6 protein-coding genes are annotated in these 13,734 nt (G+C 40.1%); 2 read left to right on the top strand and 4 right to left on the bottom strand.

Features of this window, described 5'->3' with window-relative positions; genetic code table 11:
* Positions 1-12 precede the first annotated feature (12 nt).
* Positions 13-1,080, top strand: coding sequence for an aldose epimerase family protein (locus ACFFIP_RS16350; RefSeq protein WP_382388784.1), 1,068 nt, complete (start codon positions 13-15; stop codon positions 1,078-1,080).
* Complete coding sequence (gene galK, locus ACFFIP_RS16345) at positions 1,080-2,225, top strand: galactokinase (protein WP_382388783.1); 1,146 nt, start codon at positions 1,080-1,082, stop codon at positions 2,223-2,225. The genes ACFFIP_RS16350 and galK overlap by 1 nt, the downstream gene beginning before the upstream one ends.
* A gap of 55 nt (positions 2,226-2,280) precedes the next feature.
* Here the strand turns inward: galK and ACFFIP_RS16340 are convergent, their stop codons facing one another.
* The 4 genes from ACFFIP_RS16340 to ACFFIP_RS16325 all read right to left on the bottom strand — a co-directional run bounded on the left by ACFFIP_RS16340 (position 2,281) and on the right by ACFFIP_RS16325 (position 13,698).
* On the bottom strand, positions 2,281-3,486 hold the full coding sequence (locus ACFFIP_RS16340) for an MFS transporter (RefSeq protein WP_382388782.1): 1,206 nt from the start codon (positions 3,484-3,486) through the stop codon (positions 2,281-2,283).
* Between the two features lie 254 nt (positions 3,487-3,740).
* On the bottom strand, positions 3,741-7,253 hold the full coding sequence (locus ACFFIP_RS16335) for a T9SS type B sorting domain-containing protein (protein WP_382388781.1): 3,513 nt from the start codon (positions 7,251-7,253) through the stop codon (positions 3,741-3,743).
* Between the two features lie 128 nt (positions 7,254-7,381).
* Entirely contained in the window at positions 7,382-8,131 is a 750-nt protein-coding gene (yaaA, locus tag ACFFIP_RS16330) for a peroxide stress protein YaaA (RefSeq protein WP_382388780.1), read from the bottom strand.
* Between the two features lie 2 nt (positions 8,132-8,133).
* Entirely contained in the window at positions 8,134-13,698 is a 5,565-nt protein-coding gene (locus ACFFIP_RS16325) for a T9SS type B sorting domain-containing protein (RefSeq protein WP_382388779.1), read from the bottom strand.
* Positions 13,699-13,734: the final 36 nt, after the last annotated feature.

The following is a 13,734-nucleotide window of genomic DNA, read 5'->3' as shown; positions in this document are numbered from 1 at the left end:
ACTTTCTGCATTATGACACCCTCGCTAGAGTCGAAACACTTTGGAACTACACCTAACGGTGAAGATATTACGCTTTTTACCTTTAGCCTCGAAAATAAAATCCGGCTTTCAGTCATGGATTACGGGGCAACTTGGACGCATTTATTTATTCCTGACAGAAATGGAAAAATGGAAGATGTGGTTCTGGGTTTTGATGATTTTGATGGCTATGTTCAAAAAGAATATCTTGAAAACTATTGCTATATTGGGTCAACTGTAGGAAGAATAGCTGGAAGAATTACAGATAACCAGTTTACTCTTGATGGAAAAACCTTCCATCTCCTTAAAAACCAAGGAGACATCCACCTACATGGAGGCATGGAAGGCTGGGACAAAAAAATCTGGAAAGCTGAACCCTTTGAGACAGAAAACTCAGTTGGCGTAACCTTCTTTTACCAAAGTGTAGACGGTGAAGAAAACTACCCAGGTACTCTTGACGTTTGGGTCACATACACTTTGGATACCGAGGGAAGAATGGAAATTAGCTACAAGGCTATCACCGATCAAAAAACAATTATCAACCCTACAAACCACACCTACTTCAATTTAAGTGGAGATTTTTCAGAGAACATTGAAGACCATGAGTTTACGGTCAATGCAGACCACTTCTTACCAATGAATGAAAAAAGTCTTCCTATCGGAGAACTATCTCATGTTGCAGGGACTCCTTTTGACTTTAGAAAAACCACCTTCATCAAAGAACAAATCCATCAGAAAAACCCCCAACTACAATTGGCTGGAGGTATAGATCACTGCTTTGTACTGAATCAGCCGGAGGATTGCGCGATTCTTTATCACCCTGAAAGTGGCCGGAAATTAACCTTATCCACCACCGAGCCGGGATTGCAGGTCTATACAGGCAACTACCTCAATAAATCTTTCAAAGGAAAAGGAGGAGTTGCTTATGGAAAAAGAGCCGCCATTTGTTTGGAAACGCAACATTTCCCTGATTCTTGCAGTCATGACAATTTCCCTTCCATTCTTCTACTTCCCGGAGAAGTTTTTCAATCCAGGACCCAATTTGAATTTTCTGTAGAATAATGGTAAGTGAAATAAAACGGGTATTTAGGTTTTTTTTTGATAAAGATCCTCTATTGGTTTATTCACCTGGAAGGATCAATCTGATTGGGGAACATACTGATTACAATGAAGGCTTTGTGATGCCTGCCGCTATAGATAAGAAAATGGTAGTCGGCATTGCTGAAAACCAAACCAATCAAGGTAGGATTTATTCCCTGGATTTTAAAGAAGAGTTTGCTTTTGACATTAATTCCTTTGGCCCTAAAAAAGGCCATTGGGCTACTTATATCATGGGGGTCACTGCACAACTACAGCAGGCCGGCTACCAGGTTAGAGGCTTTGATATGGTATTCGGTGGTGACATCCCCGTAGGAGCAGGACTTTCTTCTTCTGCAGCATTGGAAGCTGCTGTGGGGTTTGCCTTGGCCACTGTATTTGAGTTTGGCATCCCCAAGAGATCATTGATCCACTATGCCCAGAAAGCAGAACACCTTTTTGCCGGTGTGCAATGCGGCATCATGGATCAGTTTGCATCTGTCATGGGAAAAAAGAACCATGTGATCCGACTTGATTGCAGGTCACTTGATTTTGATTATTTCCCATTAAACTTACCTGATCATCAAATATTATTGATTGATACTCAGGTCAAGCATTCTTTAGCTGACTCTGCTTATAATCAAAGAAGGCAGGAATGTCAATCCGGTGTCAGTGCCGCACAAAAAACTAATCCTGGTATCCAATCTCTAAGAGACATGGACATCGCGCTCTTGGAGGAGATTAAAACCCAAATTAACGGAAAAGTCTATCGCCGTTGTCTTTATGTCATCCAGGAAAACAAACGTGTTTTGGACAGCTCCAGACTTTTGGAGTTGCACGACATAAATGGGTTCGGCGAAAAAATGTACGCCTCTCACGAAGGACTCAGTACACTTTATGAAGTTAGCTGTCCTGAACTTGATTTTCTGGTTGATTTTACAAAACCCCTTTCTTATGTATTGGGAAGTAGAATGATGGGTGGGGGATTCGGTGGCTGTACGATCAACCTAGTAGAGAGGGGACATACAGAACTTCTTCAGGAAGAAATATCAGCCGCATTTTCAAAAAAATTCAAAATCAGCCCAAATTTCTATCTGGTTACGTTAGAAAACGGAACTAGCTTGATATAAAACAACTTGCATAAAAGGAAAGAAAAAAGCAGCCCGAAAAGGCTGCTTTTTTTTATCAATGTGCAGAAATTACTTCTGGAGATTTTGAATTTTTCTGCCAGAAGAAGAAGATAATGAACAGGACGATCAAGATACCAGGAAACGCAACCATTTTAGCAAGAGTCGCTTGACCCGCCAATAGGTCCGTATCATAAACCATTCTTGCATCATCAATCCATTTACCGATAATAGGCTGGAAAATAGCAGTGGAAAACATTCCTACACCACCGATGATCGACATTCCCAAAGCTCCGCTCAATGGCACTCTTTGTGCTACAGCTCCAACCATTACAGGCCAGAAATAACAAACGCCAACAGCAAAGATTACTGCTGCTAAATAAGCCATTGGACCTGTTACAGTACTGAACATGTATATTCCTAAGGTCGCAAAAATCGCGCCCCCCAATAAGACACCGGTTTGACCTAAGGACTTCACCACAGGACCTGCAAAGAATCTTCCAACAGCCATAATACCAGTAGTCAAAGCCAAGATCAACATGCCGCTGGCACCGCTTTCACTCATCACTACATTCACCCACTGTTGAGGGCCAAACTCAGAAATTGCTGTCAAAGCCATACAGAAAAACAGGAATATGAAGACTGGAGAAAACAATGCCTTCACATTACTGGATATAGATGTAACTCCTTCCACGGTTGGTTTTGGAAATGCTTTCCCAAAGAACAAAACAGCATAAATAAGAGTAGGGATCATCAATACCCACATTTGCATCTGCCATCCCATTCCGAAATCTGTCATAAATTTGGAAATCAAACTACCCAATACAATACCTCCTGGAAACCACATGTGGAACCTGTTCAGCATTTTGTTCATTTTGTCTCCGGAATACATGTCTGCAATCATTGGGTTACAGGCTGCTTCTGTACAGCCATTACCAAAACCAATAAAAAGTGTTGAAATCAACAGCCCTGTATAGCCACCTGCATAGATGGTCAACACTATTCCAAGAGTATGGGCTACAAAGGCAATTTGCATGATAAGTTTAGGTCCTATCTTATGATAGAACAAGCCACCCAATATCATTGAAATAGGAAATCCCAAAAACCACATGGAATTGATAAATCCTAATTGCTCAGCCGAAAGCCCAAACTGATCACCTAACTCGGGTAAAATCCCTGCTCTGATGGCAAAGGTGAAAGCGGTTGTAATCAAAGCAAAACAGCTGGCATTAAAGAGTGCTGTTTTATTAATGTTTTCATTCATATTAATTGGGTTTAAAAGGTTGGAATTGACTTAATATTAAGGATGATTAATTAAATCATTCGGAAAATATAAAAAAAATATTGAATTACTTTTTTGCCGTTGATCAAAATGATCGTAATTCCTTGTATTTCAGCAGAATGTTTTAGATAAATGAGAAAAACTTAATCTTATGATTATCATTTTATTGTAATTTGGATCAAAAAATCCATTCCCAAATGCCTAAAAAATCAGAAATCAGATAAGATTTGTGAAGTTTAGTCTAAAACTGTAATACTCGAAAAAACAGATTTATACCCTTCTTCATTTCTGTTTTTGTATTGGATTTTAACAGCGTAAGTGCCCACTGGAAGATTTTGCCCCCCAAATGTCCCATCCCATTCACAAGATTGTTTTTTGTCAAACAATTCTGAATCGGCACAATAAAATAAAAGTTGCCCCCATTTGTTATAAATCCAAACACTCAATTCGTCCACCAAATAGTTGGGGTAAATACGGAAATTCTTCTGGGAATTACCTGGTTCAATGGCTGTCGGATAAGCCAATTGAAGTTCACAAACCTCCCTAACTGTAAATTCGGTGCTATACCTACACCCCTCAAAACTTGTAACAGTTAAGGCATAATCACCTGCATCGGTAGGACTAAATGTACTTCCTTCATGGATAAGCCTATCGTTAAGATACCACTCATACAGACTGAACTCCCCGGGGTTGATTTCAGGTGCTTCTCCAAAAGAAAGACAGAATATATATTCTTCTTCAGTAATTGGTCTTGATTCATCTACACTCACTTGGATGTCAACCTGCGCTGACCCCAAAAGGCACCCTATTTGATTATAAACCTCAACTTCAAAAAGCCCAATCTCTTGAATTACAATATCAGGTTTATTTTCAAATTCATCTCTTTCAAACCGATTTCCCTGAGCATCTGTATAAAACCACCTAATGGTTCCTTCTACTCTTTCTAAATCTGAAGTAAGGAAAATATAGGTAAATCCAAGATCAGGGCAGATTGTCGTTGGTTCGGCATCTAGTGTCACATCTAATGAAATCACAGGTTCCTCGATCAAAATACTTTTGATTGAACCTGGACATTCCACGCTTCCTTTTCTTCTGACATCCAACTGAAACTCTCCGAAAACTGAAGGCTGCAATAACTGATCTTGACTGATCAGATTACCATCAGGAGCATACCAATAAAAATCCAACAATTCGGGATCCTCCCCAAAAACGTTGGCTGTGTAAACTATATTCCCGTCGCAATCTTCACTAAGTAATTCGGGCTCGAAAGTAACAGGCTGAACAATTGTCACATTCAATCTTTTGATCAGTCTGCATAAGGGATCATTTCCATCGAGTGCTTTTGATTCAATAACATATTCTCCCTCTTGGTCTACATAAAGTAGGATGCCTCGTTGGACTGTCATTTGCTCCCCAGAAGGGAAGGTCACGATAAATTCAATTTCCAGAGAAGTATCCAGATTCAAATTATAATTTTCACAAACTACCAATTCTTCAGGAATGTCAAAATCAGCCACATCAATAAGCTCTACAACTTCTTTTAGTTCCCTTCCAATCTCACACCCGATAGCATTGTACACCACCACTTCATAAAACCCATATTCCTCAATTCGGATTTCTGTGTCTCCATCAAATTGCGTTAAATCAAACGAATTGCCATTTCTATCTATAAAAATCCATTCAAAGAAATCTGCTCCATCAAAATCAGTTTCAACATTTAATATTGAATATCTGGATTGATAGCAAAATTGAGCTTCAGTAATTTCAACTTCAATTTCAAACACTGGTTGATTGACCATAAAGGTCTTGGGAGGGTTTGGGCAGGGTTCTGTATTTCTAACCTGTACATCCAATTTAAACTCCCCAAAAGTGGTCGGAAATAAAAATCTTCCATTCCCCACAACCTGATCGGCTTCATTATACCAGGTAATAATCAGGTTACTCAAATCTCTTCCGAAGACTTCTGCTTCATATGTTTTATTTCCAAAACAGTCCTCACTGATCAGAACCGGTTCATAATTGACAGCTTCGTTGACATTAACCCTGAATGTGGCTTCTCGTGGACAAAATCCCCTATCTGGGTCTGTTTCAAATCCACGAATGATATAATCACCACCCTGATCAAGAATAAACGGATCTCCTGTGAATTTTGTCACTTCATCACCATTAGGGTAGATCAACTCAAATCTAATATTTTGATCAGTTTGGGGTGAAAATTCGTATTCTCCACAGATAGTCAATATTACCGGAACCGTAAAAGATACCTGGTCCTTATTTAAAATTCTGAACTCCTGAGGGGTAGAAACTACACAATTATTTTCATCAATCAATTCGAGATAATATCTCCCAGCCCTAAGAATCAATTCAAACTCATCGACATTATTGAGGACTCCACTTGATCCAGGAAGTTCTTCTTCTGTAAATGGGATTCCATTAACGCTCAGTATTCTATATCTTCCTGTAAAAGGTCCATTGAGAAGGTTTACAGTAATTTTCCCATCCAAAATACCAGTATCTGTACAGGTTTCATCAATAATCTCCACAATTTCAAACTGCATTTCAGCAGGTTCTTCTTCCAAACCTATCACAAAGGGTAAAAACCTTGTACAGTTTCCCAAAGTAAATCTGATAGAATAAACACCGGAACTTAAACCAGAAAACACAAGTGGGCCATCACCCGGGGAAAGGGAGAAGATATTTTCCACTATTTCATCTGCTTTGATAATTTGAAGCCTATCTACTTCAGACAACAGATTGATGACAACTTCTCCATTCCCTAGACTACAGTTTTCCGAATCTGTAATGGTCTCTAATTCTATTTCAGCTTGAGGTAAAACCCTTAAAGAAACACTATCTTCAAGCTTACAGAAATTATTACCCGAATTATCTGCAACAAAAACAAGCTCATAATCACCGGGACCGTCAAGATCCAGCACATTGAAAGATGTATTGCTTCTATCTCTCAAAAGTACCCTGTCCTGCGAACCTTCCTTTTGATAAAACCAATCACCAGGAATCGGCACACTAGTGTTCAGTGAAATATTATTAAAACCCAAACAAACCTGGGAGGCTGAAGCACTTACCGTGTATTCTTGAGGAAATGAAACTGTTGTGATTTCTGAATACGGACAAATGATCTGATTTTGGTCATTTGTGGTATAAAAATCAACTGTATAAACACCTGGCTGGTCAACCACTAAGGTATTCTCGGAGCTGATAATATTTCCAGCACTATCTTTCCACTCAATAAAGTAATTTGAAATATCGGGGGAAGCAGGATTTATCAAAGTCAGTTCAACAGACCCGTTCTCACAAATCAAATAAGAATCTTCAATCACCAAATCCGCTCCCAAATTAATCTTAAGTGGCCTCTTGTCAGAAAAAACCTGATCAGCACCTCTCCTGATACTAAGCTCAATGAAATAATCACCTACTTCTGAGAAAGTATAGCTAAAAACAGGAAAACCTCCTTCCCTCTCCGTCACCAAAGTACCATCTTCTCTCCTGATTTTCCATGCAAAAACATCCGTATCCAGACCTCCTCCCGAAAAATCACCTATAATACTACCATAGTAAAGACAAAGTTCATCAGGTCCAAAGATACCAAATTCCTCATTGGAAAAAGTTTCACTCAAAGTTTGATGATCGCTTTTTTTATCTTCAAAAATAGCTCCAATACTTACAAGCGAAAAAGCCAATCCAAATAATAAGATCGGCAAAATCAGCTTATATGGTAAAAATTGTTTCATAAACATATGAGAAACTTCATATCTCTCACGGCGAATTTAATCAAAATTCGCCATAGTTAATAATGATATCATACAACATAAAAAACGTTATTTTGTAATTAAAAAACATTTATAACAATATGAAATAATCACCTCACAAATAACCATTCACCATTATCAAACTCTTCCTTGAATTCATATTTACCTTCATTGAAAGTTTTTAGCTGCTCTGGATCATTAATCCTGTTTTTGATGATAAAATCTGTCATCATACCTCTGGCTTGCTTCGCAAAAAGGCCGATTATCTGATATTTTCCATTCCTGTATTCCTTAAAAACAGGAGAAATCAATTTAGATTTTAATATTTTGGTATCCACAGCTTTGAAATATTCCTGCGAAGCCAGGTTAATAATAGGTTCTCCCTTTGCTACCTCATTGATAGCTTTGGCAATTCTTTGACCCCAAAACTCATAAAGATTCTTACCTTTTTTGTTTTCTAGCTTTATCCCCATCTCCAAACGGTAAGGCTGAATCAAATCCATGGGCTTCAACAAACCATATAGCCCGGATAAGATCCTCAAATGCTCTTGAGCGAATTGAAAATCTTCCTTTGAATAATTCTCTACATCAATTTTTGTGTAAACATCTCCTTTAAAAGCCAATAAGGCTTGCTTTGCATGGTTTGGCTCAAAAGTCTTTTTAAAATTACGATATCTCTCCTCATTCAATTCAGCAAGTTTATCACTGATAGCCATCAAACGAACAAGCTCTTCACTTGATTTCTTTTTCATGATGGAAACCAATTCCAAAGTCTCTTTCTGGAAATCAGGTTGACTGGATAAATGTAGATCGGTTGTACTTAAGTCTAATGTTTTCGCAGGGGAAATTAAAGTAAGCATAATTATTCGAGTACTGTAATAGATTTTTTAAGTGTTCTAAATATATTTTGTCTAGTGCTGCCGTACCTTACGACTACAGCATAAGTACCTATAGGTACAAATTTACCATTCACAGTGCCATCCCAAGCACATTGAGCAGTTTCTGAATTACTACCTGAATTTTCACAGTAGTAAATAAGTTCGCCCCATCTGTTGTAAATGAAGACTTCCAATTGATCCACAAAATCACTGGTATATACCACAAAGTTTTTATTTGATTCATTAATAATCATGGCATTAGGGAAAATTACCCTAATCTCACAATCCTCTTCAACGGTAAATTCTACCTCAAAGGAGCAACCTGCAACATCTGACACCACCAACTGATAGGTTCCTGCCAAGGTTGGGACAAATATCCTTTCTTCTGAAACCACCTCTCCATCTAAGATCCATGAATAAAAACCGTATTCACCCGGATCAATTGTGGGCACTTCATTTTCAGGCGCACAAATAATATAACTGGGTTCAAGTACCGGTGGTTCAATGAATGACTGGATTATTTCAATTTCAGCTTCTCCTACAATGCAACCGTCCACACTGGTTAGAACTACCCGGTAAATACCTGGTTCCTCAACTCCTTTAGTTAAAGCCAACGGATTAGGATCTGAATCAGTTGGAATCGGTCCTGTCACTCCATTTTCTACCTTAAACCACTCAATCAAGGCAACATTAGTCAGATCTGCATTTAAAAAAATCAGCGTAAGTTCCTGATCATAACACCAAGGTATAGAAGTCAATTCCACTTCAATCTGTGCTGCCAAATCATCTACAGTAAAGGCAATAGGGTCTACAGAACATAGTGCTCCAGAATTGGGCTGTACTTCAAGAAAATAATCACCTATCTGAGTAGGAAAGAATAAGGGATTCCTGCTGACTACTTCCCTATTCGAATTCAGCCAAAAAATAAACACATCATTAGGATCTACTCCTGGACCCAAAACAACCTCATAATAAACTCCTAAATCACAATCAACTCTTGGACCCGCTAAATCATACACTGGAGGATCGCTAAGTGCAACAATTATGCTCCTTTCCCTTGGACAGTCAATCTCATCGGGGTCCTCCCCTCTCAACACATAGTTTCCGCTAGCCGTAATGATAAATTCCCCATTCGCTTCTGCATTGATAATAGTACCATTCGAATCCCTCAAGGTGAAATTCAAGACTGATTCGGATTGTGGACTAAAAACAAAAGAGCCACAGGCCTCAACATCTGCAGGCACACTAAAGTCTACCAAATTACGTTCCTCCACTTCATATAGATCAGGCTGAGGAAACGCACAATCATTTGCATCCCTTACCTCCACTGCATAAGTCCCAGCAGGAACCTCAAGCAGAACGGAATCCTGATTGGTAAACTGACCTTCAAAAAGCAAACCATCTTCTTGCCTGATGATCTGATATGTTCCACTGACCGGTCCATTGACAAATCTTAGGACAATCTCGCCATCTTCAATGCCATCGACACCGCAAACTTCAGGACTGACGCTAACTTCATAACCTTCCAAACCAAGTGGTGGATTCAGGTTTTGAATCACTGCAGTCTGAACAAACTCACATCCAAAATCACTCGTCAACTGAATCGTGTAAAGACCAGGCTCCAAACCAGTAAAAACAGGCAACATCTCTCCTGCTGCCAATGGTCCAAAAATCTGACCTGTTTCCAAAATTTCCAATCGTTCGATATCTGTCAAAGCAGTAATCTCAAAACTGCCATTCGGATTATCACAATCATCTGCATCTGATAAAATCACTATCTCAACCTGTGGTAAAGGATAAACCCTCAATTCAGCCCTCTTCTCCACCAGACATCCTTCTATCAAGGGATCTTCTGCCACAAAAATAATTTCATATAAGCCTGGAGATGGTAAGCTGGAAGGCACCAATTCCAATTCAAAAAACTCCCCTAACGATACCCTGTCCGGAGATCCTTCTGCTTGATAGAACCACTGCCCAAGCAAAGGAGAATTTGGGGCAAAAACAACCAATGTTTCATCATAACACACCTCTTCAGCACTTTGGGTCAAATCAAAATCAAAAGCTGGGCCTACAAATACCGACTTGGTAGAAGGACAAATATCAAACTCCGCGGCAGTCAATCCTTCAGGTACCCTGTAACTCACTGTTACTGTGTAAATACTTTCTTCGGTAACTTCAATCGTATTACTAGTAGAATCACCTATCAATTGTCCTGCTGCGTTTCTCCACTCAAAGTCATAAAGCCCTTCAGAAGGATCATATCCATCAATTGCTGTAAGAGAAACAGGAGAGCCTATACAGAACGTAAACTCGTCTGGAAGCGTAAGTTCAGGCGAGGCCACTACCAACACCTCTATACTTTCCTCGTAGAAGTTCGGATCTCCACAACGGTCAACTCTTAGTGTCACCTCAAAAAGACCGGGCCTGGTAAAAACATGCTCGTAATTCTGGAACTGCTCACCATCTCCACCAAAATCATTGATATCGAACTGCCCATCTTCATGTTGAATCGTCCAAAAATAGAAATCAATATCCGGTTCACCACCTCCTTCAAACAATCCTAGTGCCCCCTCCTGAGGATCCAAACATAACCTCTCAGGGCCTGCAATCGCCGGTTCCGGAATACTACTGCCTGACTGCTGTACAAAAGCAGGCAAACCAAGGTTCATAGTCGTCCCTGGAGCTAATCCAACTCCTTGATCATCATAAAAACTATCTTCACAATTAGCACCAGCCTGAATTCTTGGTATAGAATTTTGACCTGGACGGGCCACATATATTTGACCATCGGAGGCTATCTGTAAAGCCCCAAACGGACCATCTGTTGTCAACACATTTCTAATGGATGAATTCAAAATACAGTTTTCACGGGCAGCTCTGGTCCTAGCAGAAGTAAAGCATTGGCCACAGGAAAGATCCGGGTCCTCATCATCTCCTGCAGCTTCAGGGTTTTTGATCAAAAACTCCTCTATTTTTCCTCCATTTCCCAAATAGGAAACAAAAATCCTGCTACCATCAGCTGAGAATTCCAAGCCATAAATTTGATCATCATTACATCCTAGGTCTAGCAAAGCGTATTCCGTAAGCCTTCCTGTACTTTGGTTGAAATTAAAAATCTCGAGCCTGCTACAATTGCCATCCTGAATGGTGACGGCTACCTGACTCCCATCAGGGCTGAATTTCATACTGCCTACACCTGTATTGAATCCATGATTTGAACCAACAGAAGAGAATACCGGTTGCCCAATTCCAAACGGGGATACAGGATAAGCCCTGAATGTATTATTCCCCAATTCATGGAATAATACCCAAGTGGTATCCCCTGATGCTAAAGCGGCAGAATGTTCCGTACTTGGACTGAACAGGAAATTATCCTTAGTGACCACATTCCCTACTCCGGTGGGATTATCTGTCTTGATATCAACAACAGAATATTTCACCTGATTGCTTCCGTCTGCTGCTCTTTGGGTGGTAAATACATAAAAAACAGTCTGATTCTGAGGAACAGGAACTGCAATCACCCCTTCGGATGATTGATTATTACCTCCAATATTATCACCATTGGCCATTAGGTCACCATTGAGGTCCCAAACTGATTCTCCATCTGTAAAAAACAGTACTTGGCCTGTTTCATCTGAAATCGTCGTCGTTCCGGCAGGAATATTTTGAGGATGCGGTGGAGTTACAGGCCTAGGAATACCTGCATTAGGATCATCCGGGTCAGGATTGAAATCCAGTCCTGCACCATTACCAAAAAGCCAGATATTGTTGCTCTGATCAGGTAGGTCCCATATACGAACTCTGATTTCCGCATAGGCATAGCAATCAGACCCTGGCTCCCTTACTAATACCCAATAAAGCCCCGGTAAATCTACGCAGTTGTCTTTATCTGTGACCCATCCTTCATCTCTTCTATTCGACCAGAAATACTCATAATCCCCTCCTTGTCCACCTCCCCCTACATTCGGATTTTCTCCACCTTGACTACCACCCTGCTGCACTTCTAACAATGAACCGATATCCACACAAGGTCCTTGGCAGACGGTGGTGTCTTGTGTACTGAAATTCGCCTGGAGATCATTTTCTTTCAGGGTTATGGTTTTATCCACCGTCCTGACAGTCCCATCAGGAAAGGTCACCGTGAGCGTTACACTTATGCTTTGGTTGGTGGTAGCTTCTTCTGGAATTAAAAGATGTTCCTGATTGAAATCAATTTCAACAGGCTGCCCATCTTCATTGGTCAAAGGAGGGTTAAACGTCCACTCGAAGCTAACCGGTCTGTAATTTTCAGGCGTAATCAAGCTAGTCAACTGAACCGGGTTATTGCTACATGGCTCATCAGGCTCCCAGGTAAAATCTACTGTGGGCTCAATGTCCTGGTTGGGGGCAAATTGTGGGAACACCCTGCCGCAAAAATCTACACCATTGAAAGGATCTTCTTCAACTTCAAGTTCATCAATTTCTTCTTCATCTGCATTGTTGACCCTACCGATCAGCTGCGGACCACCATCCACTTCCTCATAGATATAATAGAGTCTTCCATCAGGACCTACCTTAATGTCATATATTTTAAAGACATCATTCTCAATTGGGATCAACTCAGGTTCTGCATCAAGGTCTGATGTGGGCACTCTGAATAATCCATCACCCTTAGAAAAATACAAATACGTTCCATCAGGGGAAAATGCGGCACCCTCGATTCCATCTTGACCTCCTGAACCTGGTATCACAGTCGCAGATCCAAATGTACCTGTTGCGGTATCATAATCCACAATCATCAAATCCTCATTTGGATCTTCAGGAATTAGGATCAATTGCCCTCTCTCCTCATCGAAAATGATCGCTTTAGGGGTAAATGGCAAAGATTGGGTATCCGTTTCGGTAAAATCACCTTCAGCTGGCTCTATTCGCCGAGAAATCAAAAAACCTCCTTCAAAACTCAACAGATACGAAGGAGATTGGGCAGATTTCACAACAGCAATGGCACCAGAGGCATTTCCTATGGTCTGATTTAAAGTCGTCACTGCACCTAAAGGTGGCGAATTCCCTACTGCACCACCTGAAGCATTCATGTCTACTACAGAATACTGAAGTTGTCCGGTTACGGAAATATGGAAAATATAAAACAGCTTATCACCGTCAGGTTCAAAATCCAAGGTACCAATAGCCGCCCCCTGCCTGACTTCCGAACTCCCATTGACGCCATTAGGCGCTCCTTGTATCTGAAAGTTATCATAATTATAAACAAGGACGCCATTGGTATAAAACAAAACCTGCCCTGTAATAGGATCTACAGCAACCGCATTATTGTCAACATTCCCATTTTCAGAACCAATCACAATGGTTCTCGGCAAAGTCCTCACAATAGGGTCCTCACCTTTACCAAAAGAGAGATAACTGTTTTCCTGAGAGGAACCACAATACCCAAATACCCACTTATTGTTATTGAATCCCTGAGAAAAACTTTTTTGAGTTATTCCAAAAAAAGATATTACCAAAAAGGAGCCAAAAATTAATTTTATAATTATGGAATTTATCCTGCTTTTCATAATTTACACCCTATTCTAAAACAAGGATCGAAATCT

The organism is Fontibacter flavus (assembly GCF_042432905.1).
In the GTDB taxonomy this organism is placed as follows: Bacteria; Bacteroidota; Bacteroidia; order Cytophagales; family Cyclobacteriaceae; genus Fontibacter; species Fontibacter flavus.
Note: the sequence above shows the minus strand (reverse complement) of the source record. Positions and strands in the feature narration are given on the sequence as shown.